The sequence below is a fragment of the Ruegeria sp. Ofav3-42 genome, from assembly GCF_022347725.1.
Lineage (GTDB): Bacteria > Pseudomonadota > Alphaproteobacteria > Rhodobacterales > Rhodobacteraceae > Ruegeria.
On sequence record NZ_JAKRGB010000002.1, the window covers coordinates 240,502 to 264,471 of the forward strand.

General features: G+C 57.9%; 28 protein-coding genes. 17 read left to right on the forward strand and 11 right to left on the reverse strand.

Annotated elements, in window-relative coordinates; all coding sequences use genetic code 11:
* Nucleotides 1-75: 75 nt before the first annotated feature.
* The gene (gene hrpB, locus MHN28_RS03920; protein WP_239336109.1) at nucleotides 76-2,514 is read right to left on the reverse strand and encodes an ATP-dependent helicase HrpB; all 2,439 of its coding nucleotides are present in this window, start codon (nucleotides 2,512-2,514) and stop codon (nucleotides 76-78) included.
* 41 nt (nucleotides 2,515-2,555) lie between these two features.
* Entirely contained in the window at nucleotides 2,556-3,263 is a 708-nt protein-coding gene (locus MHN28_RS03925; protein ID WP_239336110.1) for a DUF3108 domain-containing protein, read from the reverse strand.
* A gap of 84 nt (nucleotides 3,264-3,347) precedes the next feature.
* Between MHN28_RS03925 and meaB the strand changes: the two genes are divergently transcribed.
* The 5 genes from meaB (at nucleotide 3,348) to MHN28_RS03950 (ending at nucleotide 8,106) form a co-directional block, all read left to right on the forward strand.
* On the forward strand, nucleotides 3,348-4,325 hold the full coding sequence (meaB, locus tag MHN28_RS03930) for a methylmalonyl Co-A mutase-associated GTPase MeaB (protein WP_239336111.1): 978 nt from the start codon (nucleotides 3,348-3,350) through the stop codon (nucleotides 4,323-4,325).
* Nucleotides 4,326-4,471: 146 nt separating this feature from the next.
* Nucleotides 4,472-5,608 (forward strand): Hint domain-containing protein, encoded by a 1,137-nt coding sequence (locus tag MHN28_RS03935; RefSeq protein WP_239336113.1) that lies wholly within the window; start codon nucleotides 4,472-4,474, stop codon nucleotides 5,606-5,608.
* A 934-nt stretch (nucleotides 5,609-6,542) separates the two neighbouring features.
* Nucleotides 6,543-6,830 carry a 50S ribosomal protein L28 gene (gene rpmB, locus MHN28_RS03940; RefSeq protein ID WP_239336116.1) on the forward strand — a complete coding sequence of 96 codons (288 nt, stop codon included), beginning with the start codon at nucleotides 6,543-6,545 and terminating at the stop codon, nucleotides 6,828-6,830.
* A gap of 407 nt (nucleotides 6,831-7,237) precedes the next feature.
* Nucleotides 7,238-7,588, forward strand: a complete 351-nt coding sequence (locus MHN28_RS03945; RefSeq protein ID WP_239336119.1) for a hypothetical protein — start codon at nucleotides 7,238-7,240, stop codon at nucleotides 7,586-7,588.
* A 44-nt stretch (nucleotides 7,589-7,632) separates the two neighbouring features.
* Nucleotides 7,633-8,106 (forward strand): copper chaperone PCu(A)C, encoded by a 474-nt coding sequence (locus MHN28_RS03950; protein ID WP_239336122.1) that lies wholly within the window; start codon nucleotides 7,633-7,635, stop codon nucleotides 8,104-8,106.
* Nucleotides 8,107-8,194: 88 nt separating this feature from the next.
* On the opposite strand, the gene MHN28_RS03955 is transcribed toward MHN28_RS03950, so the two are convergent.
* Both MHN28_RS03955 and MHN28_RS03960 read right to left on the reverse strand, forming a co-directional pair.
* Nucleotides 8,195-8,803 carry an HdeD family acid-resistance protein gene (locus MHN28_RS03955; RefSeq protein WP_239336125.1) on the reverse strand — a complete coding sequence of 203 codons (609 nt, stop codon included), beginning with the start codon at nucleotides 8,801-8,803 and terminating at the stop codon, nucleotides 8,195-8,197.
* A 68-nt stretch (nucleotides 8,804-8,871) separates the two neighbouring features.
* A complete protein-coding gene (locus tag MHN28_RS03960) occupies nucleotides 8,872-9,567 on the reverse strand; it encodes an NAD-dependent deacylase (protein WP_239336128.1) in 696 nt (231 codons plus the stop codon).
* A 28-nt stretch (nucleotides 9,568-9,595) separates the two neighbouring features.
* Between MHN28_RS03960 and MHN28_RS03965 the strand changes: the two genes are divergently transcribed.
* Nucleotides 9,596-10,039, forward strand: a complete 444-nt coding sequence (locus MHN28_RS03965) for a low molecular weight protein-tyrosine-phosphatase (RefSeq protein ID WP_239336842.1) — start codon at nucleotides 9,596-9,598, stop codon at nucleotides 10,037-10,039.
* Here MHN28_RS03965 and MHN28_RS03970 read toward each other — a convergent pair.
* Both MHN28_RS03970 and MHN28_RS03975 read right to left on the reverse strand, forming a co-directional pair.
* Nucleotides 10,036-10,977: a LysR family transcriptional regulator gene (locus MHN28_RS03970; RefSeq protein WP_239336131.1), complete on the reverse strand. Its 942-nt coding sequence runs from the start codon at nucleotides 10,975-10,977 to the stop codon at nucleotides 10,036-10,038. The two genes, MHN28_RS03965 and MHN28_RS03970, sit on opposite strands and share 4 nt — an antisense overlap.
* Before the next feature lie 64 nt (nucleotides 10,978-11,041).
* Entirely contained in the window at nucleotides 11,042-11,350 is a 309-nt protein-coding gene (locus MHN28_RS03975; RefSeq protein WP_239336134.1) for a hypothetical protein, read from the reverse strand.
* A 199-nt stretch (nucleotides 11,351-11,549) separates the two neighbouring features.
* On the opposite strand from MHN28_RS03975, the gene MHN28_RS03980 reads away from it, so the two are divergent.
* The gene (locus MHN28_RS03980) at nucleotides 11,550-12,395 is read left to right on the forward strand and encodes a DUF1963 domain-containing protein (RefSeq protein WP_239336137.1); all 846 of its coding nucleotides are present in this window, start codon (nucleotides 11,550-11,552) and stop codon (nucleotides 12,393-12,395) included.
* A 59-nt stretch (nucleotides 12,396-12,454) separates the two neighbouring features.
* The gene (lepA, locus tag MHN28_RS03985) at nucleotides 12,455-14,254 is read left to right on the forward strand and encodes a translation elongation factor 4 (protein ID WP_239336145.1); all 1,800 of its coding nucleotides are present in this window, start codon (nucleotides 12,455-12,457) and stop codon (nucleotides 14,252-14,254) included.
* A gap of 83 nt (nucleotides 14,255-14,337) precedes the next feature.
* Here the strand turns inward: lepA and MHN28_RS03990 are convergent, their stop codons facing one another.
* Nucleotides 14,338-15,255, reverse strand: coding sequence for a hypothetical protein (locus tag MHN28_RS03990; RefSeq protein ID WP_239336147.1), 918 nt, complete (start codon nucleotides 15,253-15,255; stop codon nucleotides 14,338-14,340).
* Nucleotides 15,256-15,648: 393 nt separating this feature from the next.
* Here MHN28_RS03990 and MHN28_RS03995 point away from each other — a divergent pair, with 393 nt between their 5' ends.
* The 3 genes from MHN28_RS03995 to MHN28_RS04005 all read left to right on the forward strand — a co-directional run bounded on the left by MHN28_RS03995 (nucleotide 15,649) and on the right by MHN28_RS04005 (nucleotide 17,256).
* The gene (locus MHN28_RS03995) at nucleotides 15,649-16,002 is read left to right on the forward strand and encodes a hypothetical protein (protein WP_239336149.1); all 354 of its coding nucleotides are present in this window, start codon (nucleotides 15,649-15,651) and stop codon (nucleotides 16,000-16,002) included.
* A gap of 136 nt (nucleotides 16,003-16,138) precedes the next feature.
* The gene (locus MHN28_RS04000) at nucleotides 16,139-16,624 is read left to right on the forward strand and encodes a hypothetical protein (RefSeq protein WP_239336151.1); all 486 of its coding nucleotides are present in this window, start codon (nucleotides 16,139-16,141) and stop codon (nucleotides 16,622-16,624) included.
* Between the two features lie 182 nt (nucleotides 16,625-16,806).
* Entirely contained in the window at nucleotides 16,807-17,256 is a 450-nt protein-coding gene (locus MHN28_RS04005; protein ID WP_239336154.1) for a hypothetical protein, read from the forward strand.
* Nucleotides 17,257-18,107: 851 nt separating this feature from the next.
* On the opposite strand, the gene MHN28_RS04010 is transcribed toward MHN28_RS04005, so the two are convergent.
* The 3 genes from MHN28_RS04010 to MHN28_RS04020 all read right to left on the reverse strand — a co-directional run bounded on the left by MHN28_RS04010 (nucleotide 18,108) and on the right by MHN28_RS04020 (nucleotide 19,266).
* Nucleotides 18,108-18,299 carry a hypothetical protein gene (locus tag MHN28_RS04010; RefSeq protein ID WP_239336157.1) on the reverse strand — a complete coding sequence of 64 codons (192 nt, stop codon included), beginning with the start codon at nucleotides 18,297-18,299 and terminating at the stop codon, nucleotides 18,108-18,110.
* 190 nt (nucleotides 18,300-18,489) lie between these two features.
* Entirely contained in the window at nucleotides 18,490-18,627 is a 138-nt protein-coding gene (locus MHN28_RS04015) for an entericidin A/B family lipoprotein (protein ID WP_239336160.1), read from the reverse strand.
* A gap of 297 nt (nucleotides 18,628-18,924) precedes the next feature.
* The gene (locus MHN28_RS04020) at nucleotides 18,925-19,266 is read right to left on the reverse strand and encodes a helix-turn-helix transcriptional regulator (RefSeq protein WP_239336163.1); all 342 of its coding nucleotides are present in this window, start codon (nucleotides 19,264-19,266) and stop codon (nucleotides 18,925-18,927) included.
* A 334-nt stretch (nucleotides 19,267-19,600) separates the two neighbouring features.
* Between MHN28_RS04020 and MHN28_RS04025 the strand changes: the two genes are divergently transcribed.
* The 6 genes from MHN28_RS04025 (at nucleotide 19,601) to MHN28_RS04050 (ending at nucleotide 23,353) form a co-directional block, all read left to right on the forward strand.
* The gene (locus MHN28_RS04025; RefSeq protein WP_239336169.1) at nucleotides 19,601-20,233 is read left to right on the forward strand and encodes an ATP-dependent Clp protease proteolytic subunit; all 633 of its coding nucleotides are present in this window, start codon (nucleotides 19,601-19,603) and stop codon (nucleotides 20,231-20,233) included.
* 134 nt (nucleotides 20,234-20,367) lie between these two features.
* Nucleotides 20,368-21,633 (forward strand): ATP-dependent Clp protease ATP-binding subunit ClpX, encoded by a 1,266-nt coding sequence (gene clpX / locus MHN28_RS04030; RefSeq protein WP_058282413.1) that lies wholly within the window; start codon nucleotides 20,368-20,370, stop codon nucleotides 21,631-21,633.
* Between the two features lie 63 nt (nucleotides 21,634-21,696).
* On the forward strand, nucleotides 21,697-22,059 hold the full coding sequence (locus MHN28_RS04035) for a RidA family protein (RefSeq protein WP_239336171.1): 363 nt from the start codon (nucleotides 21,697-21,699) through the stop codon (nucleotides 22,057-22,059).
* A 79-nt stretch (nucleotides 22,060-22,138) separates the two neighbouring features.
* A complete protein-coding gene (locus tag MHN28_RS04040) occupies nucleotides 22,139-22,522 on the forward strand; it encodes an NADH:ubiquinone oxidoreductase subunit NDUFA12 (protein ID WP_239336173.1) in 384 nt (127 codons plus the stop codon).
* Between the two features lie 13 nt (nucleotides 22,523-22,535).
* Nucleotides 22,536-22,988: an outer membrane lipid asymmetry maintenance protein MlaD gene (gene mlaD, locus MHN28_RS04045; RefSeq protein WP_239336176.1), complete on the forward strand. Its 453-nt coding sequence runs from the start codon at nucleotides 22,536-22,538 to the stop codon at nucleotides 22,986-22,988.
* Nucleotides 22,985-23,353 carry a DUF2155 domain-containing protein gene (locus MHN28_RS04050; RefSeq protein WP_239336179.1) on the forward strand — a complete coding sequence of 123 codons (369 nt, stop codon included), beginning with the start codon at nucleotides 22,985-22,987 and terminating at the stop codon, nucleotides 23,351-23,353. The genes mlaD and MHN28_RS04050 overlap by 4 nt, the downstream gene beginning before the upstream one ends.
* Here MHN28_RS04050 and aat read toward each other — a convergent pair.
* Complete coding sequence (gene aat, locus MHN28_RS04055) at nucleotides 23,308-23,940, reverse strand: leucyl/phenylalanyl-tRNA--protein transferase (protein WP_239336182.1); 633 nt, start codon at nucleotides 23,938-23,940, stop codon at nucleotides 23,308-23,310. The two genes, MHN28_RS04050 and aat, sit on opposite strands and share 46 nt — an antisense overlap.
* Between the last annotated feature and the right edge of the window lie 30 nt (nucleotides 23,941-23,970).

A 23,970-nucleotide genomic window follows, 5' to 3' on the forward strand; every position in this document is an offset into this window, starting at 1 on the left:
AAGTGACGCGTCTTAACAGTTTATTTCTGATGCATCAATGTTTCTGTTGTGGGCCGAAAGTTTCCTAAAGGAAAATTAACGAGCTCGTCGTTTGGCGCGCAAAGTCGGATCAGCTTGGGTTGGATCCTCGGGCCAAGGATGTTTCGGGTACTGCGCGCGCATATCCTTGCGGACGTCCTCATAAGATCCTGCCCAGAACCCCGGCAGATCGCGTGTGATCTGGATTGGGCGTTGCGCCGGAGACAGGAGCGTGATCTTCAAGGCTTCGCCACCGACAATCGGGTGCCGGGTGACGCCGAACAGTTCCTGTAAGCGGACTGAAATCTCGGGCACGGCACCACTGTAGTCAATCGGCACCTTGCGGCCCAGCGGGGTCTCGAAAGATCCCGGCGCGCGGCGATCCACCTCCTGCGTCTGGGTCCAGTCCAGACGAGCGCGCAGAGCAGGCAGTAGATCGAACTTCTTCCAGTCGTCGGCATTACGCTGGCCCGAGAGCATGGGCAGCAGCCAATCTTCAAGTGTGTCCATCAACGCGTCGATCGAGAAATCCGGCAGATCGACACCTTCAGCCCGCACCAGTTCCACACGTGCGGCCAACCGCGCCGCAGCGCCGTTTAGGCGCAGACCCAGATCGCGTACTCCGTCAAGCATTGCGCGGGCTACGGCCTCATCCGGTGCGTCCTTCCAGATGCGGTCATCCAGAGTAATTGCGCCAAAGCGTTCCTGACGGCGTGCAATAACGCGACGCTCGCGTTTTGACCAGTCGCAGGTCTCAACCCAATCGATCTGATCCGCAAACAGGTCCCTGATTTCGCGTTCCGAGATCTGAGCCGCCATTCGCACACGCGCTTCGCGCGGGTTTCCGTCGGTGTCCGTGACCACCAGATACGGCGCGGCGGCGAGTGTGTCGTCATTTGCCAGCACCACGCCTTTGCCGCCTGACAGAACATAGCGAGGGACGTCGCCCTTGCGACGTTGCCCAATCCGGTCGGGGTAGGCCAGGGCGGCCATCGCGGCGGGACTCAGGTCAGTGGGGCCACCCGGTTTTTTAAGTCGTTTGGTTTCGGCCTTGATCCGCTCCAACGCCCCGGAATTGACCTGCCAAACCCGGTTGCGTTGAAACGCACGCGGATCGCGCAGCGCCTCAAGCCGCAGCAGCATATCCGCGGGGGCACCTTTCAGGGGATCTCGTTCGGCCATCAGGGCAGCCAGCGTTGCGCTCTCTGATCCGGCGGATTCCAGCATGTGCCCCAGTCGGGGGTGCAGAGGCAGTGCTGCCAAGGCCCGGCCATGGTCGGTGATCCGGCCTTTGGGGTCCAAGGCCCCCAGCATTGCCAGCAAGGCGCGCGCCTCGGCCATCGTGCCCTCGGGCGGTGGTGTCAGAAAAGCCAAATCGTCGGGTTCCGCGCCCCATAACGCCAGTTCCAGCGCCAGCCCGGTCAGGTCTGCGGCTTCAATCTCGGCGGGCGGGTAGGCGGCCAGCGCACCGTCTTCGCCCTTGGACCACAGACGATAGCACACGCCCTCGGCCACGCGTCCCGCGCGGCCAGCGCGCTGGGTGGCTTCGGCGCGCGTTACCCGTTCGGTCACCAGCCGTGACATGCCAGAGCCCGGATCGAACCGCGCCCGCCGCGCCTGTCCCATGTCGACCACCACCTGGATGTCAGGAATGGTCAGCGAGGTCTCGGCGATCGAGGTCGCCAGCACCACCTTGCGTCCCATCTTAACCGGAGCAATCGCCGCGCGCTGCGCGGCAAAGGGCATTGCGCCGAACAGAGGGCGCACCGTGCAGTCACCCGGCAGCCGACCGGACAAAGCGGCCTCGACCCGGCGGATCTCGCCCTCGCCGGGCAGGAAGACCAGCATCCCGCCTTTGGTTTCACGCTCGGCCTGAACCACCAGATCGACAAGCGCATCCAGTCGTCGCGCCTGTGCACCCAAGGGGCGGTCCAGCCAGCGGGTTTCGACCGGGTAACTGCGGCCCTCGGACGTCACCAGCGGCGCCCCCATCAGTTTACCAACTGGCTCTGCGTCCAGCGTCGCGGACATGGCCAGCAGGATCAGGTCGTCACGTAGCGCGCCAGTGACTTCAAGGCACAACGCAAGCCCAAGATCAGCATTCAGAGAACGCTCGTGGAATTCATCGAAGATTACTGCGCCGACGCCCGGCAAATCCGGATCGGATTGCAGCATTCGGGTCAGAATGCCCTCGGTCACGACCTCGATACGGGTTGCCTTGGAGACTTTCGCCTCACCACGCACGCGGTAACCTACGGTCTCTCCGACGCGCTGCCCCAGCGTTTCCGCCATCCGTTCGGCGGCAGCGCGTGCGGCAAGCCTGCGCGGCTCTAGCATGACAATTTTGCCGTTGCATAACCCGGCCTCGTGCATAGCCAAAGGCACCCGCGTCGTCTTGCCCGCACCCGGAGGAGCCTGCAGAACAGCCCGGCCATTGGCCTTCAGCGCGGCTAGCAGATCAGGAACGGCGTCATCGATGGGCAGTCGTAAGGTCATTGGCGCTTTATCCGCCAACCATCGGGTAAGGTCCAGTTCCGCTATTTGCGAAGGACGACGGCCGGGCCGTAAATCGTCTGCGCCTCGACCCGCGTCGCACGCATCACGCTGCCAGCAGGCTCATAGGTCACTGATACAGGAAATCGGCTGCCGGTGCGCAGGTCACCGGGCGGGTAACCCGCAAGCCGGGTAAAGGTGCCCACGCAGCGAACACCACCGTTTTCATCTATCTGACGGGTAAGAGCGATTTCTGTCAGCCGTTCGCCGTCGAACAGTTTTTGCCGCAGAGTACAAAGCTCGGTCGGGTTCTGATCCCGCAGAACCATGAAAATGCCGGTCAGCGGATCCACCGCGCCGCGTTGCTGTGCATCCGTCACGGCATAGTTGCTGCGATCACTGATCTTAGGGCCACTGGCACGTGCAATACCGTTCCTGTAATCAAGCCTCACGCGTGATATCCGACGGCCCGTGTCCATATCCTCGACGTAAAGGCTTGGTATAAACCGTGCGCCTTTCCGGCGACCCTGAGCCTCAAGCACAAAGCGCACACGCTTGATCGCTCCGGCCAGACCGGTTGTCGTAAGCTGTCCCTCGACGACATAGCGGGACGCGTTCAAGTCTGACACCAGAACCAATTCGCCCACCTTGACCCCCAGCGCCCGCAGGGCAAATCGACTCTGTTCGGCCATGCCCGTGGTGGGCAGCCAACAGAGGACCATAAGCAACACTTGGGCGCGAATTGCATGCATTGGGTACCTTTCCTCAAAGGTCCGGTCTGGACAAATCACCCGCCGGGGCGGCAAGTAGTCGTGCCGCAAAATATCGGGGTCGGAATGGAAATAGACAGCCTAGGTGACAAGATTTTGAACGGGGACCGGCGCGCGCTGGCCCGTGCAATCACTCTGGTCGAAAGTGGCCGCGCCGATCACCGTGCGCAGGCGTCCGAATTGCTGGCACATCTGGCCAAGTCCGGGCGGCAATCCCTGCGCATTGGGCTGTCAGGTACGCCGGGGGTGGGTAAGTCCACCTTTATCGAGAGCTTTGGTATGATGCTGACCGGTCAGGGGCTGCGTGTGGCGGTTCTGGCTGTCGACCCAAGCTCAGCGCGTTCGGGGGGGTCGATTCTGGGTGACAAAACCCGGATGGAGCGCCTGAGCCGCGAGAAAAACGCCTTTATCCGCCCGTCGCCCAGCCAAACGCATCTGGGCGGTGTTGCGCGCCGCACGCGTGAGGCGATTGCCCTTTGTGAGGCTGCCGCGTTTGACGTCGTGCTGATCGAAACCGTAGGGGTCGGGCAATCCGAAACCGTTGTTTCCGAAATGTCCGACCTGTTCCTGCTGTTGCTTGCGCCCGCAGGCGGAGATGAGTTGCAGGGTGTGAAGCGTGGGATCATGGAAATGGCCGACATGATCCTGGTGAACAAGGCGGACGGAGATCTGAAGGCCACCGCCACCCGCACCTGCGCCGATTACGCCGGTGCCTTGCGCTTATTACGCAAACGCCCGCAAGACCCCGAGGGTTTCCCCAAGGCGATGACTGTCTCAGCAGTCGAGGAACACGGGCTTGAGAAGGCCTGGGAGGAAATGCAGGCCCTGACAAGCTGGCGGCGTGAGAGCGGGAATTGGGACGAAAATCGCGCGGCACAGGCACAGTTTTGGTTCGATCAGGAAGTGCGGCACGCCCTGCTGTCACAATTGGACACACCAGCTGCTCGCGCCGAGATGGAGCGTCTGGGTTCTGAGGTCGGTTCGGGGAACCTGAGCCCGACGGCAGCTGCAAGCCGAATGCTGCGCATACTGGCAACAGACTAGGCGACAGCGATTGCCAGAGGTGGTGAGAGCGTCGAAAACATGTATTCTGGTCCGGAATACAATCTTTTGATTGCGCCGATATGGAGGGGGGCTGTAGGTCCAAATCTGCGCAAGCCGCAAGATGAGCGCACCGGAGACCGCCGCACATGCCCGATATCAGAGGGACAAATGGTGCCGACAATATTGACGTCACGGGCGACCAGGGGACGCTGAACGGGTCGCCCGAAGGCTCGCCTATTGATGATATCCGCGCCCGCGGCGGCGATGATCAGATCAACGTGGTCAGTAGCACGATTTCCGGCGACGTTCGCGGCAACGCCGGAAATGATGACATTACGATCTTCAACGCCGAAATTGGCGGGCAACTCAACGCCGGTCGCAACTCGGACACGGTCACTGTCTATGACGCGCTGATTGGCGACATCCGTCTGGGTCAGGGAAATGACACCCTGAACTTCATTCGTACCGAAGTCACCGGGGATGTCAGAGGCGGTTCCGGACAGGACGCCCTGAACCTTCCGGTGGGCACTGTTGTAACCGACGCCAATTTCGGGACGTTCACCGTTGTCGACGGGGTATCTTACTCACTTTCCAGCGGCACTTTTGAATTGCCCTCGGGGATTGTCACCACCTACAGCGGCTTTGAATCCGGAACCGGGTTTCTCTGTTTTACGCGTGACACTCTGATCCAGACGCAACATGGACCAGTCCGAATTCAGGATCTTCGGACCGGAGACCTGATCGCGACGCAAGGGAACGGACTGCAACCCATCCGCTGGATCGGTCGCCGTGTGTTTGTGGCCAGCGAGCTTGCAGACGATCCAAAACGTCGCCCTGTGCGCATTCTGGCCGGTGCGCTGGGCAACGGCTTGCCAGATCGCGATCTGTTGGTCTCACGGCAACACAGGATGCTGGTGCAGTCAAAAATCGCCGAACGGATGTTTGGCGCGACCGAGGTTCTGATTCCGGCGATCAAGCTGACCGCGCTGCCGGGGATTTTCGTCGATGAAACGGTCGACAGCGTCGAGTACTACCATCTGCTGTTTGATCGGCACGAAATCGTTTTTGCCGAAAATGCCCCGAGCGAAAGCCTGTTTACCGGGCCCGAGGCGCTCAAGGCCCTCAGCCCCGAGGCGCGGCGTGAGATATTCGATATCTTTCCGGAGTTGGCAGATGTGAACCACAATCCAAACCCGGCGCGATATATTCCAAAAGGACGTCAGCAGGCACAGCTGGTCGCCCGGCACCTCAAGAACAAAAAGCCTCTGGTCCGGGTCGGCTGAGTTGCGATATTTAGCCGCGCGGAAAGGGCGGCCTTGTCACGTGCAATTCAATGTGCCAAGCGCCGGGTGGACGGCCCAGTCGTTCAATTATCAGAGTGGTCGAATTTTGCGGCAATACAGGGTTTTCGACGGAGATCGATTGCGCGCCTCACTTAAGAATTCGGGCTAGCCCCGCCTGAACGATTGGTATGTCAACTCTGAATCGACCGAACCTGAAGCTTGTCTCTCAAGACTGACGCGGGGTTTGGAACAAGTACCGTCGATGGGTTTTCCAATGGGCGGATATGCCGGCCTGCGCCTTGCAAGGGCGTTGAACCTAAAGTCGGTTGTCGCCGTTTCCCCCGGAGTTTTCGATTTACGAAGATCACGTCCCGTTTGACCGGCGGTTTAGAGAATGGGCGAAAGAGTTCGATCCCGATCTCGGGGCGTTGTCGAGTCGCGGATGTCCTGTTCAGGGCCTCTTTCTGGTTGATCCGTTCAATCGGGCCGATTTGTTGAACGCAAGGATGCTTCAAGAGGCGTTCCCGGCGATGAAAACCGCAAGGTTGTGTTTCGAAGGTCATTCTGTAACTTCGGTGATCGGTCAAAGTGGCCGATACGTCAGATTGCAAACGCTGTTGCTGCGGCAGCGACTATTACCTGAAAGAGTCGTTCGGCTAACATCGGGCAGCGCGTCCGAAAAACCCTCGCTACTGGGGAGGATTGGCCGCGGCAGCGGCGAATTCCAGGTGGGTGGTGCTGGAAGAACACGCATTGAAACGCGTTGCGGGCATAAATAAAAACTTGGTGTCGTGAAAGCGTGGCATATGGCTTGACCCCGCCAGCGATTCCCACTACACGCATCCAACCAGTTTTCGGGCGCGACTTCGGGTTGCGCCCCTTGTGATTTGGCCGAGGGCGTAATGCCCGGCCTCCAGAAACAAAGGAAGAAACCATGTCGCGCCGTTGCGAACTGACCGGAAAAGGCCCGATGACTGGCAACAATGTCAGCCACGCCAAAAACAGAACTCGTCGTCGTTTTCTGCCCAACCTGAATGACGTCACCCTGCAGTCGGAAACTCTGGGTCGTGGCGTCAAGCTGCGCATCTCGGCTGCTGCGCTGCGTTCGGTGGACCACCGCGGTGGTCTGGACGCGTTCCTGGCGAAAGCCAAGGACGAAGAGCTGTCCGAAAACGCACTGAAAGTGAAAAAGGAAATCGCCAAGGCGCAAGCTTCGGCCTAATTCCTTTTTACTGAGAGAATTTGAGCCCTGTACCACCCGGTGCAGGGCTTTTTTCATGGGCAGTGCGTCTGTTCTTAAAATCGAATTAAATTTGCGGTTTGGGTGACATTGTTCACATACAATACGCCTCTGTCATCTTATGTTTAGGCATATTCATCTGGCGGAGTTAATTCTCATGTCTTTCAAGTCTTTCAACTCTTTCTCCCTGTTGGCCGCATTATTCGGCAAGTCAGTTGGGGCATGTCTACGGATGCAGCGTCAGGTGAATCGGCTGCACACAAGCCTGACCAAAGGGTCCGTCAAGCGTCCCGAGCCGGATCGCTGACATAATCCTCCCGGCCTAGGGCTTCTTGCGCATCTGATTGCGCTTGAAGCCCCCTTTGTCCCAGGCCTATATCGGGGACAGGATGAAGCCTGTTCTGAATAGATTCCTGCCGTTTGTGCTTTCGCTGCTCGTCATTCTGACGGGGCAGGGGGTTTCGGCATCGCGTGGAATGGACCGGGCCGTTGGTCAGATGGTGCTATGTACCGGCTCTGGGCCCGTCGTGGTCTATATGGATGCCGAGGGGCAGCCAACTCAGCCTCCCCATTTCTGCCCGGATTATGCGCTGACCCTGTTGGGGGCGGTAACCGTCGCGGATCCAGCGCTGCCGATTGCACCCGAAAGCGACCGTCCGGTACCTTGTCGCGAGGCGGACAATCTGATCGCTCTGCCGGTCCCATCCAAGCCGGCCCGTGCGCCTCCTGCAGGTGTCTGACTCGTTTCCCTACCTTATCAGACACTAAGTACAGGAGAGGCGCCATGTCCCTCACATCCAAACTTCTGGCCACCCTGGCCGCTGCAACACTTGCCACTGCCGCTTTTGCGCAGGATACGATCACCGTTGACGACGCTTATGCACGGTCATCGGGCAAGACGGCTAAGGCGGGTGCCGCCTTCATGATGATTCAAAACACCGGGGATGCCGATGATCGGCTGATCGGTGTGCAATCGGACGCTGCTGCACGGGTCGAATTGCACACCCATATTGTTGACGAAAATGGCGTGGCCAAGATGACTCACGTAGAAGATGGATTCGCAATTCCTGCCGGTGAGACCCACATGCTGAAACGCGGCGGCGACCACGTGATGTTCATGGGCCTGACGGCCCCGTTCGAGCAGGGCGGGATGGTTCCCGTGAAGTTGATTTTCGAGAATGCGGGCGAGGTAGAGGTCGAGATTCCTGTCGACCTCGAGCGTCAGGACGCTGGCGGTCACGGCACGCATTCTCACTGAAGCAACGCCTGTCTTCAGACCGCTTTGCGGCCGTCATCCATGCGTCAGGCCGGGTTTCACCCGGCCTGTTGTCCTTGTGGGACCGAGATCAGCGATTGACCACCCGCATGGCCACGCGGTCATGGGCGCGTTTGAATCGCATAGCCAGCCAGAGCATGATTGCGGAAAAGGCTAGCGCAGAGAATGCGATTGCCCAGCCGAGAGCCACCATGCCACTTCCGGGCCAGAACAGTAGCACGAGCCCGATCACAAGCGCTACGATTCCCGAATTGCGTACTGTTGGGGCATCAGGGTGATCTCCCGACATCTGCCGCCATGCCATCAGAGAGCCAATGCCGACGATCAACGCCCAGGCACCCAGCAGGAAAAACGCCAGCCGGGCAACGCCTTCCGGCCAGATTAGCAGAACCAGCCCGATCAAAAGGGCGCCAACGCCAAAGCCTCCGATCAGCCCGCGCCGTCCGAAGCCCAGCAAGGTCAGGCCACCATCGAGAACCAGAAGCAACCCAACCAACCGTAGCAACAACGCGATACTTCCTGTCGGCCAGAACAGGGCGGCAATCCCCAATGCACCGGCCAAAATCCCGCGCAGAAGGAATGTCCACCAAAGGTCGGTCAGCTGATTTCCAAGGGCATCACGATCATCGAGGGTGCCATCGTCAAGGATTTCACCCTGTTGGTTTTGGGGGTCTGCCATCTGGGTCTCCCAGCTTGTTACGCCTTTACTATAAACAGGAAAATCCGCCCGTGTCTGCGGATTTTACCTTAGCGTTGGCCCATTAGACGGTCGACCCAGCGCGGAACGGTTTCGGTGGCGGGGCCCAGTATGACTTCGTCGAAACTCGACGCGCCGGTTGAAGGGGCGAGATTCAGTTCAACTGTTCTGGCACCCGCCATAGCGGCCTCATGCACGAAGGCTGCCGCGGGATAGACCTGACCTGAAGTGCCGATGGCGGCAAACAGGCGAGCCCCGGCCAGATGGTCGTAAATGTCGTCCATGTGGTAAGGCATCTCTCCGAACCAGACCACATCTGGTCGCGCTGTCGGGGCCGCGCAAGCGGGGCAGGGCTCCCCTACTGCCATTTCTGGCGGTGCGGTCCAATGGTGGTTACAGGCCGCGCAGAGCGCGCCTGCCAGTGTGCCGTGCATGTGAATTACGTCCCTGGCGCCGCCGCCTTCATGCAGGCTGTCGACGTTTTGAGTGACGATCACAACCTCGCCGGGCCAGTCACGTTGCAGCCTCGCAATCGCTTCGTGAGCTTCATTGGGTTGCGCCTTGGCGGCTTGCGCCCGACGGGCGTTATAGAACCCGTGTACCAGCTGCGGATCGCGGGCAAATCCTTCTGGGGTGGCAACGTCTTCGATCCGGTGCTGCGCCCACAGGCCTCCTTCATCGCGGAACGTGCCCAGCCCGCTTTCGGCGGAAATCCCGGCCCCTGTCAGAATGACGATCTTTTCCATCTCAACCCTTCGCGTTACACAATGGTTCATGACCCACCGTATCCTGTTCGTCTGTCTGGGCAATATCTGCCGTTCCCCCGCGGCCGAGGGCGTCTTTCGCGCCCGCGCGCCCCACCACAATACCGACAGTGCCGGAACCTCTGGTTGGCATATCGGAGAACCGCCTTATGGCCCGATGCAAAAGGCTGCGCGGGCGCGAGGGATAGAGTTGAACGACCTGCGAGCGCGTCAATTCGTGGCCGGGGATTTTGACCGGTTCGATCTGATCATAGGCATGGATGCCAACAATATTGCCGATATCGAGGACTTGCGGCCTGCAGGCAACGAGACCCCGGTTCGTTTGCTGACGGATTTTGCGCCACAGATTGGCGCTGACCACGTGCCCGACCCGTACTATACCCGTGATTTCGACGGCGCGCTGGACCTGATCGAGGTGGCGGTCGAGGGTCTTGATGCCCATTTGCGCGGCTAGTTCATCAGCTTCAATCGGTTGTTCAGCCACGGTAATTGTGCCAGCGCCGGGTCGACGATCTGACTGCCCATCAGGCGGCGCATCATCCCGGCGACCTCTTGCGGAACCTGGTCGGACCAGTCTGTGCGGGTGAATAGAGATATCGTTCGCGAAACGTCTCCGATTGGGGCGGGGTGCGCCTCAAGCCCGTCATGAAAACGCGCCGCCCGCATAAATCCCAACGGTGTCGTGATAGCCCAGCCGAGGCCGCGTGCAACCATCGCCATCAGTGCCAAGTGCGAGCCGATCTCGAAACGCTCTTCGAACTCCAGCTGCTGCCGCGCCAGATGTGCCTCGATCTGGCGGCTGATCAGTTGCTCGCGCGCATAGCGCAAGAAGGGCAGTTCCTGCATGGCGTTCTCAATCCCTTTGGGTGTCACCAGAATAAACGGGTCACGCACAAGCGGATACTCAACGACGCCCTCGAGCACCTCGCCACTATGGGCTGATACCACCAGATGAAGACGCTGGGCTTCAAGTTCCTCGAACAGATCAAGGCTGGGCAGGGTGATCAGTTTGAACTTTGACCGCGTCAGACTTTCAGCCAGCAGTGTCGCGAGGCGCGGCGTCAGGTCATTGTCGAAATCGTCGATCAGGCCGATGGACAGGGTTGCAAGGTGGCCAAGGTCCATCACGGTCAACTCACTCTGCGCCATCTGCAGCTCGGCCAGAACTGCCTCGGTTCGCGCCAGAAAGCTGCGCCCGGCTTGTGTCAGACGCATCGGGCGCCGTCCGTGGTCCACCAGATCGGTGCCCAACGCATTTTCCAGATTGCGCAATTGTTGGGAAACCGATGGCTGACTGAGCCCCGTGATTTCGGCGGCTTGCGCCACCGAACCCGTCCGCGCCAGTGCCTCGAACACTTCGAGACCACGCAGGGTCAGCCCTTTCATAACCATTTGACATACCTTTCGCTGCGCCTTTTCTGAGGCGCAGCGTTGATCAGGTCAAGGATTGATCAGACTAGCTGCAGATCGCCTGCGCCATCTGGCCGAAGTTCTGATAGCGATCCCACAGCGCATCATCGCGCGCGGATTTCGACATCTTGAGCTCTTGCGCCTGATGCGGGTCTTTGAACCACTTTGCAACGGTCTTCTGATCGCTGCGGGTCAATGCCTGATTGGCCACCCGCTGAATGCAACTGCACCGATCCCGCGTCGCCGCCGAGCGATCCGACGCCAGACACGCCCGTTTGATCTGCGCCGCGTCCACAACCGGAGCTATTGCTGTCAGCGATGCCGCACAAAATGCGATTAGGAGGAACTGTTTCATGCTCATGCCTCGTTTTTGCCTGCCCGGACGGGTCTTCTGCCCCTCTCGGTCTGCGGCGGAGTATGAATCAAAGTGGATTCGGGATCAATCGGGAGGTGCGAAAAAGTGATTGTACTGGCTGGGAATGTCGCGTTTTGTGCCACGGTACTAATTTTGAGAATTTGACCAGCTTGGTAGCTTAGGGGCGGAAATCATCAAGATGCAAAAAACAGACAAAGAGGCTTTGTACGCTGAATGGGCGCGTGAACTTTCGGAATCTGAACTCAATGCGGTTGTAGATGATGCAAAGAGAACCGGTATCTTGCTTGTCAAATCGCCCAACAGAGACGTGACAGGAGCGCCGGGATGTTGGCTTGGTGGCGAACCTCACTTGCCGCCAGAAATTGAGTGGCCTTATTTCGAAGAAAATGGAGTTCCTCAGGCTCCGATGCATTTTCTCGCCCAGATCAATCTCGCTGAGCTGCCACCGGAATCGGTTGAGCTGGGATTGCCCCAAACGGGTACGCTGTTTTTCTTCTATGATACAATTGTCGCACCGCTTGGCTCGCTGGATAGTGGTGGATCAAAGGTGATCTATGTACAGGAAGATGTTAGCGGGATTTCGCCTCGACAGACGCCAGAGATGCCAACCGTAGATGAAACATCTCTCGCTTCGTTTTGGTACATCGACCGCCCGACAAAAGGCTACCGGCAATGGAATATTTCATTCCACAAATTTGAAGGAATCAACACAGGGCAGGTCAACCGCTATGCTTCCCAAGCAACTTTGGATGCCTCAGGTAGAATCCGAAGAAAACTGAACAAGCACCTCACTGATTTCTTGGCTTCTGGTGTGGATCGCCGGAACCCTATGCCAAGGATCACCATCAACTATCTTTTGGGCGGGACAGAGTTAAGTAGTGATCGATCGGCAATCCCGCTTCTTACGTTAGAGGAAGATCGAGACATTGACTTCGAACATGCAGGTGCGATCCTCACATTTTGGATCGAAGTAGAAGATTTGCGCCAAGGCCGGTTCGATCGGGTCTTCCTGACTGAAAGATAGGGGCTGGGGCAAGCCAATCCACCTTGACCAACCCACGATTCCTCTACATATCCCCTTCCATGACAGACCTCGCTCATATCCGCAATTTCTCCATCGTCGCGCATATCGACCATGGCAAATCCACCCTTGCTGACCGGCTCATTCAAGAGACCGGAACGGTTAAGGATCGCGACATGAAGGAACAGCTGCTCGACAGCATGGATATCGAGCGCGAGCGTGGCATCACCATCAAGGCCAACACGGTTCGCATCGACTATACCGCCGACAATGGCGAGAAATATGTGCTGAACCTGATCGACACGCCCGGCCACGTGGACTTCGCCTATGAGGTCTCGCGGTCCATGCGCGCGGTCGAAGGCTCGTTGCTGGTTGTGGACTCGACCCAAGGGGTCGAGGCGCAGACGCTTGCGAACGTGTATCAGGCCATCGACGCCGATCATGAGATCGTACCGGTGCTGAACAAGATCGACCTGCCCGCGTCCGACTGTGACCGTGTGGCCGAACAGATCGAGGATGTGATCGGCATCGACGCGACCGACGCCATTCAGGTCTCGGCCAAGACCGGGCAGGGCATCCATGAGACGCTCGAGGCCATCGTGCAGCAACTGCCCGCACCGCAGGGCAACGTGGACGCGCCGCTCAAGGCAATGCTGGTGGATTCCTGGTACGACGCCTATCTCGGCGTCATTGTTCTGGTCCGCATCATGGACGGCACGCTGAAAAAGGGGATGCGGGTCAAGTTCATGTCGAACAACACTCTGCACCATGTGGACCGCGTTGGCGTCTTCCGCCCGGAGATGGAGATGGTCGACAGCCTCGGCCCCGGTGAGATCGGCTTTCTCACCGCTTCGATCAAACAGGTCCGCGACACCCGCGTCGGCGACACGATCACCAATGACCGCAACGGGACCGAAGACGCGCTGGACGGCTTCAAACCCGCGCAACCGGTGGTGTTCTGTGGTCTCTTCCCCGTCGATAGCTCCGAATTCGAAGACCTGCGCGATGCGATCGACAAACTGGCCCTGAACGACGCCAGCTTCAGCTTTGAAATGGAAACCTCGGCCGCTCTGGGCTTTGGCTTCCGCTGCGGCTTCCTCGGGCTGTTGCACCTTGAGGTCATCCGCGACCGCATTGAACGCGAATATGATATCGAGCTCATCACAACCGCGCCGTCGGTGATCTATCACGTCTACATGAAAGACGGCGAGATGATCGAGCTGCACAACCCCGCCGACATGCCCGACCCGTCGAAGGTCGACCATATCGAAGAGCCGCGCATCAAGGCGACCATCCTGGTGCCTGACGAATACCTCGGCGACGTGCTGAAACTCTGTCAGGACCGCCGCGGCATCCAGCTGGACCTGACCTATGCGGGCAGCCGCGCCATGGTCGTTTATGACCTGCCGCTGAACGAGGTCGTGTTTGACTTCTACGACCGCCTGAAATCGGTGACCAAGGGCTATGCCTCATTCGACTATCAGATGACCGGCTATACCGAGGATAATCTGGTCAAGATGTCGGTACTGGTGAACGACGAACCGGTGGATGCGCTGTCGACCATGGTTCACCGCGACCGGGCCGAGATGCGGGGCCGCGCGATGTGCGAAAAGCTGAAGGACCTGATCCCGCGCCACATGTTCAAAATCCCGATCCAGGCCGCCATCGGAGGCAAGGTCATCGCCCGCGAGACCCTGAGCGCCTTACGCAAGGACGTGACCGCGAAATGCTACGGAGGCGACGCCACGCGGAAACGCAAACTGCTGGACAAGCAGAAGGCGGGGAAAAAGAAGATGCGTCAATTCGGGAAGGTGGATATTCCACAGGAGGCGTTTATTAGCGCCTTAAAAATGGACAGCTAAAAGCTGGCTGTTTTTACGGCGGGTGGGCGGAAGCGGTTGGCGCGGCCAACTGCGTGCCCACACGGTGGGGTAAGGGAATGACCTTATGGGCTAAGTACTGTTTTGCCGCTTTCATCTCTTACAACATACTGCCCTCCCTCGACGCCAACTGTAGCCGTTGATCCACTGTCAACCGTCCAGTGTAATTGTTTCCCGGTCCAAACCAGAGTGTTGTCTGTTAGGCTTGGCTTAGCGTAGTCAATTCGATTTATTTCAAAGCTTTCTTCCGACTTACGCCGGAAGTGGATTTCTTCGACGCAATCTGGGATTAGGTGCCTATTCGCATAACTTGGGATCATCGCCACATTTGGACCACGGCCTGTTGCTTGTACGCTTGGGTAGATTATGCAGCCCAGCCCCTCTCCTTCTTTGGGTGTAATTGGAAAACCGTCATTGGCTTCTTCGGAAAGGCTTCCAGAGAGAGCCTTTTCTGCAATTGCTGCGGTTACTTTATAGTCGTTTGAGTAAGTTTCGTGTACACGACCCACGAATTTTGTTTCGATGAATGTGTCAACGATTGCTTGTGTTCTACTCGTATCCATTTCAGCCTGGTTTTCTTTCGGTAGAAGTTCGACCGCAAAGAAACCTTCGGGTGCCACCCACCTTGAAACGAATATCTTTCCGTCGGATGTGTCCGGTCCAATTACTTCCGCAAAAATGGCCCCAAGAACGAAACCACCATAAAACATGGGATTGCCGGGCGAGTTGCAGCGTTGAAAACCTTTAACTGCTTCGGCTGGTGGTGCTTTTAGTTCATCAATGCTGCTGGGTTTTCCTGCCATCACACGTCCCCGATAGATCATTTGATCTTGGGCTAAAGACATTCCTTTGAGGGCGTAACCTTGAAATAGCTCGTTTATTTGGGACTGTAGAGTCTTGTAGTTTGATCGATCTAAATGTGCAGAGTTTATTGCAGTAATCAGTTGTCGCGCGCGATGCGTTGAGATGCTTGAGCGTTTCAATTTCTTCACTCTTTCAATAATTTAACGCCAGATGACACTAGGCCGAGGCATCTTGCAAGTCGTATTGGTCTTGAGTTTGGCTACAGTGTTTGCTTTGCGTTTCAACCCACTCGCCTGGCGGCACCGCCGGGCCGCGCCGACCCGCCCCCATGGGGCGGCGCGTTTGCGCCTCCCCTCGGGTCGGCGCTGCCCTCAGCTCTGCAGATTAAACGCTGCAAACGCTTTTACGCCCCGAGCCTCCGCCCGTTCGGCCCTGAAACGGTCCACAGGACCGTTTCCGAGATGAGCCTCTCCCCCTCTGACCCGCACCGCCCAACCCTCAAATTTCTGAAACCCCGCAATAAGTGATACACTCCCCTCATTCCAAACAAGTTTTTCATAGGGGGAAGTGTTATGGACCCGCAGCTGCGTTCTCAGATTTCGATGCATCGTCTCGACCACTATTACGACATCATGCGCACCTCGATCTTTGCCTTTGTCGGCCTTGCCGCGATCATCGGGTTTGGTCCCGAGGGGCTTGCTCTGCCGTTGATCGTGTTGGTGATTGGGGTGACGGCCTATGGTGTTCTTGCGGGCAAGACCGCGCTTGAGGACGTCGAAAACCTGCGTGGCGACATGGACGACGCTTTTGCGAACAGCAGTTTTGGCCGCGGGATAAAGGCGCGAAATTTGAAAGGGCTGATCCTGACGTCGAACGTTTTGCTGGGCTTAATCGGATTGGCCGAACTCATCGCGATCGTGCTGTGACCAGTCCGTCAGCAATCTGACAGTTTTAGACCGATACATCGCAATGTGTTATTGTGTCCGGGGGAGCCGCGTTCAAGCGGATTCAATGATTGTTCAGACGCTTGCAACGCCCGAACCTCAGAAAAGAGAGGGTATTATGCACAAGTTCTTTGAAGCAACTGCCGTCACTATCTTTGGCATCGCTTCGTCCACCGCCTCAGCAAATGCGGAAACGTATGACGCTGCGGGCAAGGGGATGGGGGTGAATTCGAACAAGGTCATCGAAATCTCGGACGGCCATGCCGTGGTGAACACGCAGACCGGATATGACAGTTTCGAAGTTGCCGCCGGTCATCCGCTGGAAGGGGCAAGTGGCGCGTGTTTCGGTGCGCTGCTGATTAATGGGGCCGGGGTCTCGGGCACTGGGAACTGCGTGTTCGAAACCGCATCGGGGGAAAAGGCGGTGATGACCTGGACGGCCACGGGATTTGGTGCGGACGGTGCTCTGACCGGCGACTGGACCGTGTCCGGAGGTTCGGGTGGATGGGCCAGTGCAACGGGCGGCGGAACATTTTCTTCGCTGACTGATCCCGACACCAAGAAATTCGTAAACACGATCACTGGCAACATCACGGTCGAATAATTGCGTTGAACAGCATTGTCTGAGGGCAGGGGCGCGCAGTTTTGTGTGCCCCTGGACACGCCCGGCGTCTGAGTGTTGCGTTAACCCACTGTGAAGTTTCCCTTAGGTAAGTTGCAACGCGGTCACACCCTCCCAATCTGTTCAGCAGGCCAGCAACGGCCCTGATCTCAGGAGGAGAGCCAATGACCAGATATTTGACTGCCGGAGCAGCCGCTCTGGCCACGACCCTCACCCTTGGAACGGCCGCGCTGGCCGACAATACCCCGGACCTGCGGGGCACATGGCTAGGGTCTTATACGACCGTATCGCCAAGCCACTACCAGAGGGGAGAGGAACCTCGGTTCAATCAGGCCGAGTGGATGCTGGATGTCCAGATTCAGGAAGACAATGTCTTTTGGGGTCCCAGCAAGTGGCGCCGGGATGGCGACACCGAATGGAATGAAAACGAAGCCACCGGAACTATCAGCCTGGATGGCTCGGGTTCGATTGGTATCGTCGAAACCTCACCGATGGTGATCGGCGCGAATGCGTTGATCGATGCACGGTACGAAGACGGCAAGATCTTTGCCGATTTCCGTAGCCTGCGTAACGGAACGACTTACAGCACCGTTCTGGAACGACAGGTGAACTGAAGCGTTTCCGGCCCGACCGGCTGTAGGGGGTACTGGCTGCACTGTGTGGCGGCGCATAATAGGTAATCCCGGTCGGGTCGGAACGCTTCTCAAAAACGGAACCAGTGTCTCCACAGGGAGGAGACGGGTCGGACGGCAACCTGACTGCCTGCGATAGGGTCCAGACTGCTGCGTGTCGGAATGCGGCGTTCCTCGGCACGAGGCGTGTGGATCACGCGATCCTTCAGCGCAATTCGTTTGCAGTGTTGGTGTCGTCCGGCCCCGGCCTTCGCGTCCCGTGTATGCCGTTAAGCCAGATCTCTTCGACAGCAGATACCAAGTATCATTTCCTAAATGCGGGTGGCGTCGGCCGAGGTACGCATTTTTCAGACCGGCGAGTTGAAGGAAGAGTGCCGCAAGTCGACGAACCTGTACCTATGCGATTCGACAGATTGGGTCTCTGACAGTGTTCAACTCGGGCAAATTGTCTCAAATGGCCGGTGTGGCGGCCTTTGCAGGTGCAGAAAGCGCTAAAAAGTGACCGATCGCTTCGCATTTGGCCTTTTCCATCTTCAAGGCCGCGCGGTACTTCGATTTCCGGAGTTATCCACAAAACTTTCCCGCTGGATATCAACACTTTATCCCCGTCTAATTTTCATGCTGCAGTGCTATTTTCTTGCCGGGCCATGACCCGGATGTAACAGTTCGATTACCGCAACGGTTCTTAGGAACCTGGGTGGTACGCAAAGGCCAAGGGGGTCAGCGCAGTAAAGGCAAGTCTTAGGATTTGTTTTTATGTGCAAAGGCTTACCGGTGGATGATCAGCTGAGTTGGGTGTCAGACCCGGATCAGGTGATCAGACTCTCAGAAGGTCAATGCGTGTTGTGAGGCACCTTAGGGTGCCGCTCAGCGGTCGTGGCCTGCTTCAGGGCCAGGGCAACTGGATCGGGCGTCCCGCGGGCGCATCGACCCGGCAAGGCGTCAGGAGTGTCCGAGAGGATACGTGCAAAGACCGCGTCTGCGCACCTGACGCCTTTTCCTTTTTCTTCGGGCTTTTGGCTCATGCGGATTACCACTCTACCCCCCTCGTAAGACGGGAACGGGGTTCTTGTGCGTGCACAAGAACCCCGAGGTTGTGTCAGAAATGCAATGCCGCGTCTATGCACCTGTACCAGAAACACTACCGGAATCGGGCGCAACCATCAACCATATCTTGTGTTTGTTGGCGAGAATTTCGCAACATAGTGAAGGGCGTTAGATGTTCTGCTGGACGTCTGTTGCCGCTTCCTGAATGGCGTCACCTGCATTTTCGATGTCTTTTCCTGCACCCTTTGCTGTCTCGCAAGCTGCGAGGGAAAACAGGGCAAGCCCAACCAGAATTGCGCGGATCATCAGTACCTCCATGTGTTTTTTATGAAACTTGCGTAGCAGTTTTCTTATGCAGGAACCAGTATTTTGCCGTACCTCCATTTTGGTTGGAAGACGTTCGAACTGGGGCGGCGCTCAGGATATCCGAGCCCAAACAAACGAGACGATACGTCGGCAATTCTGTGAAGGGCGCGCACCAAGGGGGGGCGTGGATCACCTGCACTCAGCGGAATGGATCCGCCCGGACAACGCGATGCTGCGGAGCCGCAGACGCTCCGGGCCCATAAACCCGCGGATCAGTCAGTTACAAAAAAGGCGGTGTCAGCTTTTTTCGTCGTTGCAGAACAACTCGTACACCACTTCCAGCATGCGGCGTGGTCTGTCGTCCGCCAGCCTGTAGTAAATCGCTTTGCCTTCGCGCCGGGGAATCACCAGACCTTCCAGACGAAGGCGGGATAGCTGTTGCGAGACCGCCGCCTGCCGGGCGGACAGCAGGTCTTCCAGTTCAGTCACGGACTTCTCGCCGGACACCAAATGGCAAAGGATCATCAGTCGGCCTTCGTGACTGATTGCCTTGAGGAAATTCGATGCGCGGGTCGCGTTTCCGGCCATCCGGTCGAAATCGTCAGATGTCATGTTCTGTGATACCTGAGGCAAAGCCATTGGTGTATTCCTTTCGGGCCCTGAGGCGGGCGCGTGTTTTCTTTTCGAGTGGTCCGCAAAGGCGGTTCGCATTGCTACACGTTCTGGGCATGAATTTCCATATGCACGGATCAAAATGATGTGATGGGAAATGAGAGGCTTAGATTCCAGCATCTCAATTCGAACTTTTGTTCTGTGTCGCTGCGGGGCTTAAGACGGCACTTTGACCCCCTTGATCGCGCGGGTTGAGCGCGATCTATCCTGCCCCCCTTGCAGCCCCCCCGTGGCGACACTAAGACTCGGGTAACGTTTCTTCGGGTAGTGTCCCGATCCATAGCAAAACAGGCAGGTTCTCATGTTCGATCCCGTTGATACCTATATGAATACGCTCGTTCCCATGGTCGTCGAACAGACCAGCCGGGGTGAGCGGGCATACGATATTTTCTCGCGCCTTCTGAAAGAGCGGATCATTTTCATCAACGGTCCGATCCATGATGGCATGAGCCATCTGGTCGTCGCGCAGTTGCTGCATCTGGAGGCGGAAAATCCCAGCAAGGAGATCTCGATCTATATCAACTCGCCTGGCGGCGTCGTGACCAGCGGTTTGTCGATTTACGATACAATGCAGTACATCAAGCCGAAATGTTCGACATTGGTGATCGGTCAGGCGGCCTCGATGGGATCAGTTCTGCTGGCCGGTGGTGAGAAGGGAATGCGATTTTCGCTGCCCAACAGCCGTATCATGGTGCACCAGCCCAGCGGCGGGTATCAGGGTCAGGCAAGCGACATCATGATTCACGCAGCCGAAACGCAAAAACTCAAAGATCGCTTGTATGACATTTACGTGCGTCATACCGGCCAGACCAAAAAGGCGGTTGAAAAAGCGCTGGATCGTGACAATTTCATGAGCCCGGAAGAAGCGAAAGACTGGGGTCATATCGACGAGATCGTCGAAAACCGCGCCAAGATGGATGGCGAAGAGGCCTGAGAATAAGTCCCCACGTCCTGGGCGTGGGGAACATTTTTGAGATTGTAGCCGCCCCGGTGGTGGCCTAAGCTGCAACCACATGTGGCAATCGCGGCCCGACAGTGGCCGCAGGGATGAAGCCCGAAAGGTAGAACATGGCGACGAATTCAGGCGGTGACGGCAAAAACACGCTCTACTGCAGCTTCTGCGGCAAGAGCCAGCATGAGGTGCGCAAGCTGATTGCCGGCCCGACCGTTTTCATCTGCGACGAGTGCGTCGAGCTATGCATGGACATCATCCGCGAAGAGACCAAGGCCAGCGGCCTGAAGTCCAGTGACGGTGTGCCCACGCCCAAAGACATTTGCGAAGTGCTGGACGATTACGTCATCGGTCAGGCCACCGCCAAGCGGGTCCTGTCGGTCGCGGTGCACAACCACTACAAGCGTCTGAACCACGCGCAGAAGGCGGGCAGCGATATTGAGCTGGCCAAGTCCAACATCCTGCTGATCGGCCCGACCGGCTGCGGCAAGACGCTGCTGGCGCAGACGCTGGCGCGGATTCTGGATGTGCCGTTCACGATGGCTGACGCGACCACACTGACCGAAGCCGGTTATGTGGGCGAGGATGTCGAGAACATCATCCTGAAACTTTTGCAGGCCAGCGAATACAACGTGGAACGCGCACAGCGCGGCATCGTTTATATCGACGAGGTCGACAAGATCACGCGTAAGTCCGAGAACCCGTCTATCACCCGGGACGTATCGGGCGAGGGTGTGCAGCAGGCGCTGCTGAAGCTGATGGAAGGCACCGTAGCCAGCGTTCCGCCGCAGGGCGGGCGCAAGCATCCTCAGCAGGAGTTTCTGCAGGTGGACACCACCAATATCCTGTTTATCTGCGGCGGTGCCTTTGCGGGACTGGACAAGATCATCGCTCAGCGCGGTAAGGGCTCGGCCATGGGCTTTGGTGCGGATGTTCGCGACAATGACGAGCGTGGTGTAGGTGAGATCTTTAAGGATCTTGAGCCCGAAGACCTACTGAAATTCGGTCTGATCCCGGAATTCGTTGGCCGTCTACCTGTTCTGGCGACGCTGGAAGACCTGGACGAAGACGCTCTGGTCACTATCCTGACCAAGCCCAAGAACGCTCTGGTCAAGCAGTACCAGCGTCTGTTCGAACTGGAAGATGCCGAGTTGGCCTTTACCGACGATGCGCTGAAGTCGATTGCCAAGAAGGCCATCGAACGGAAAACCGGCGCACGGGGTCTGCGTTCAATCCTCGAAGATATCCTGCTGGACACTATGTTCGAACTGCCGGGCATGAAAAACGTGACCGAGGTTGTGGTGAACGAAGAGGCGGTGTCGTCGGACAAGCAGCCACTGATCATCTACGCAGATGCGGCGGAATCAGCTTCGGCCGGATAAAGCGAAACGGATAACAAAAACACGGCGCGGCACTGACCGCGCCGTTTTCCTATGAGGGGTAGCATGGCGATCAAACGCATTTCGTCCGGCGGTGAATTTGAAGTTAAGATTGGGTATTGCCGCGCCGTGGTCGCGGGGGGCTGGGTTCACGTTGCCGGTACAGTTGGTCAGGGTGAAGATGTCACCGAACAATGCCGATCTGCATTGTGCACAATCGAAAAAGCCCTGGCCGACGCTGGTGCCAGCTTTGCCGATGTTGTGCGTGTGACCTATATGCTGCCGGATCGGTTCGAATTTGAACCGTGCTGGCCGATCCTGCGCGAGGCCTTCGGGGCCAACCCGCCGGTAACGACAATGATCGAATGCGGGTTGATCGACCCGAAATACCGGATCGAAATCGAAGTTACCGCCTTTTTGCCAGAATAGGGGGTGCGGTCCTTGTGACACTGGACCTTGGCGTGCCTTTGGTCCATATCTGCGTGTACAGAAATGCCGGAGGCAGCCGATGGGAATCCTGAACAGTCTTTTGCGGGCCGTAACCTGGTGGAACGGTGCCACTTTGAACACGCAGATTTACACTGCGCGCAAGGGCGTTAAGGTCGGCGAGGACGACGAAGGTAACGTATTCTACCGCAACGCGGACGACAGCAGGCGCTGGGTGATTTTCAACGGTGAAGCCGAGGCAAGCAGAATTGATCCGGACTGGCACGGCTGGCTGCACCGCACCTGGGACGAGCCGCCGACGGACAAACCGTTAAAGCATAAATCCTGGGAAAAGCCACATCAGGAAAATCTGACAGGCACCGCGTTGGCCTATGCGCCTGCGGGATCTCTGCGCCGCCCGGACCCGGTCGAGCGCAAAGACTACGAAGCCTGGAGCCCGGAATAACACGAGGCGCGCAATGTCGACCTACAATGCAACCGAAGTTCTGGTCGGCGGAGCCGTTCTGGCTTGTGCGATCGCCTTTGGCGTCTACGCCAGTCAGTCCACCGGCCTGTCGCAAAACAGCAATGGCTACGAACTGGGCGCCTCATTCCGGTCCCTGGAAGGGGTGGGGGTGGGCACTGATGTGCGCCTTGCGGGCGTCAAGATTGGCACCGTAACCGGCGTGACCCTGAACTCTGAGACCTATCGCGCCGATACGACCTTTACCATCTCTGACGGAATCCTTGTGCCGGATGACAGCGCGATTGTCATTTCGTCCGAGGGGCTGCTGGGCGGCAACTTTGTCGAAGTCATGCCGGGCGGCTCGCCGTTCTATTTCGAAGCGGGTGATCAGGTGGAAGATACGCAGGGTGCGGTCAGCCTGATTTCCCTGCTGGTAAAATTCGTGGCCGGAGATGGAAGCGAATGAAGCAGATTGCCCTGATCGCAGCACTACTGACCGCTACGGCAGCAACGGCTCAGCAAAAAGCTACCTCCGGTCCCGGCGCGATGCTGCGCGGGCTGGACAAGGTCAATGGGCAGACAGTCGACGTTGAAATGCAAAACGGCCAAACCCAGGCAGTCTTTGGTCTGGATGTGGCGTTGGGCGATTGCCGCTACCCAGCGGATAACCCGACCGGCGACGCGTTCGCGTACCTGACCATCTGGGAAAAAGGTAAGACGGATCAACTGTTTGACGGTTGGATGATTGCGACGTCACCGGCCCTGAACGCGCTGGACCATTCGCGTTACGACGTTTGGGTGATCCGTTGTATTACGCCTTCGGGCGACTGAGGCGCATCTGCGGTAAAGTCTGCGCTGGCATCAAGCGCTTCTTCAAGCTCCCGCCGATATTGCGAGCGGGGTATTTCGATTGCCCCCAACGAAGCAAGATGGGCAGTCAGAAATTGGGTGTCGAACAATCGAAACCCGGTTTGGCGCAGGCGGTCCACCAGATAGGCCAGCGCGATTTTTGAGGCATCCGTTCGGCGAGAAAACATGCTTTCACCGAAAAACGCCCCACCCAACGCGACGCCGTAAACGCCACCGACCAAGGCCTCTCCGTCCCAGATTTCCAATGAATGGGCGCGGCCAGTTTGGTGGAGTTGTTGGTACAGGCTGCGTAACTCGGCGTTGATCCAGGTGTCGGCGCGATCGGCGCAGCCTTCTACAACCCCGGCAAAGTCATGATTGATAGTAATGGTAAAACCGCAATTTCGGATGCGCCGCGCCAGGCTGCGCGAGATGTGAAAGCCATCAAGTGGGAAGACGCCGCGAAACTTGGGGTCGACCCAGAACAGTTCCGGATCATCGCGGTGCTCGGCCATCGGGAAGATGCCGATCGAATAGCCGTGCAGCAATAGTTCTGGGGTCAGGCTCATGCGGGGCACCATGGGACCAGAGCGCCAACA

Coding starts and splice junctions, on each gene's coding strand:
- hrpB (WP_239336109.1), bottom strand. CDS start 2,514: ATGACCTTACGACTGCCCATCGATGACGCCGTTCCTGATCTGCTAGCC.
- MHN28_RS03925 (WP_239336110.1), bottom strand. CDS start 3,263: ATGCATGCAATTCGCGCCCAAGTGTTGCTTATGGTCCTCTGTTGGCTG.
- meaB (WP_239336111.1), top strand. CDS start 3,348: ATGGAAATAGACAGCCTAGGTGACAAGATTTTGAACGGGGACCGGCGC.
- MHN28_RS03935 (WP_239336113.1), top strand. CDS start 4,472: ATGCCCGATATCAGAGGGACAAATGGTGCCGACAATATTGACGTCACG.
- rpmB (WP_239336116.1), top strand. CDS start 6,543: ATGTCGCGCCGTTGCGAACTGACCGGAAAAGGCCCGATGACTGGCAAC.
- MHN28_RS03945 (WP_239336119.1), top strand. CDS start 7,238: ATGAAGCCTGTTCTGAATAGATTCCTGCCGTTTGTGCTTTCGCTGCTC.
- MHN28_RS03950 (WP_239336122.1), top strand. CDS start 7,633: ATGTCCCTCACATCCAAACTTCTGGCCACCCTGGCCGCTGCAACACTT.
- MHN28_RS03955 (WP_239336125.1), bottom strand. CDS start 8,803: ATGGCAGACCCCCAAAACCAACAGGGTGAAATCCTTGACGATGGCACC.
- MHN28_RS03960 (WP_239336128.1), bottom strand. CDS start 9,567: ATGGAAAAGATCGTCATTCTGACAGGGGCCGGGATTTCCGCCGAAAGC.
- MHN28_RS03965 (WP_239336842.1), top strand. CDS start 9,596: ATGACCCACCGTATCCTGTTCGTCTGTCTGGGCAATATCTGCCGTTCC.
- MHN28_RS03970 (WP_239336131.1), bottom strand. CDS start 10,977: ATGGTTATGAAAGGGCTGACCCTGCGTGGTCTCGAAGTGTTCGAGGCA.
- MHN28_RS03975 (WP_239336134.1), bottom strand. CDS start 11,350: ATGAAACAGTTCCTCCTAATCGCATTTTGTGCGGCATCGCTGACAGCA.
- MHN28_RS03980 (WP_239336137.1), top strand. CDS start 11,550: ATGCAAAAAACAGACAAAGAGGCTTTGTACGCTGAATGGGCGCGTGAA.
- lepA (WP_239336145.1), top strand. CDS start 12,455: ATGACAGACCTCGCTCATATCCGCAATTTCTCCATCGTCGCGCATATC.
- MHN28_RS03995 (WP_239336149.1), top strand. CDS start 15,649: ATGGACCCGCAGCTGCGTTCTCAGATTTCGATGCATCGTCTCGACCAC.
- MHN28_RS04000 (WP_239336151.1), top strand. CDS start 16,139: ATGCACAAGTTCTTTGAAGCAACTGCCGTCACTATCTTTGGCATCGCT.
- MHN28_RS04005 (WP_239336154.1), top strand. CDS start 16,807: ATGACCAGATATTTGACTGCCGGAGCAGCCGCTCTGGCCACGACCCTC.
- MHN28_RS04010 (WP_239336157.1), bottom strand. CDS start 18,299: ATGAGCCAAAAGCCCGAAGAAAAAGGAAAAGGCGTCAGGTGCGCAGAC.
- MHN28_RS04015 (WP_239336160.1), bottom strand. CDS start 18,627: ATGATCCGCGCAATTCTGGTTGGGCTTGCCCTGTTTTCCCTCGCAGCT.
- MHN28_RS04020 (WP_239336163.1), bottom strand. CDS start 19,266: ATGGCTTTGCCTCAGGTATCACAGAACATGACATCTGACGATTTCGAC.
- MHN28_RS04025 (WP_239336169.1), top strand. CDS start 19,601: ATGTTCGATCCCGTTGATACCTATATGAATACGCTCGTTCCCATGGTC.
- clpX (WP_058282413.1), top strand. CDS start 20,368: ATGGCGACGAATTCAGGCGGTGACGGCAAAAACACGCTCTACTGCAGC.
- MHN28_RS04035 (WP_239336171.1), top strand. CDS start 21,697: ATGGCGATCAAACGCATTTCGTCCGGCGGTGAATTTGAAGTTAAGATT.
- MHN28_RS04040 (WP_239336173.1), top strand. CDS start 22,139: ATGGGAATCCTGAACAGTCTTTTGCGGGCCGTAACCTGGTGGAACGGT.
- mlaD (WP_239336176.1), top strand. CDS start 22,536: ATGTCGACCTACAATGCAACCGAAGTTCTGGTCGGCGGAGCCGTTCTG.
- MHN28_RS04050 (WP_239336179.1), top strand. CDS start 22,985: ATGAAGCAGATTGCCCTGATCGCAGCACTACTGACCGCTACGGCAGCA.
- aat (WP_239336182.1), bottom strand. CDS start 23,940: ATGAGCCTGACCCCAGAACTATTGCTGCACGGCTATTCGATCGGCATC.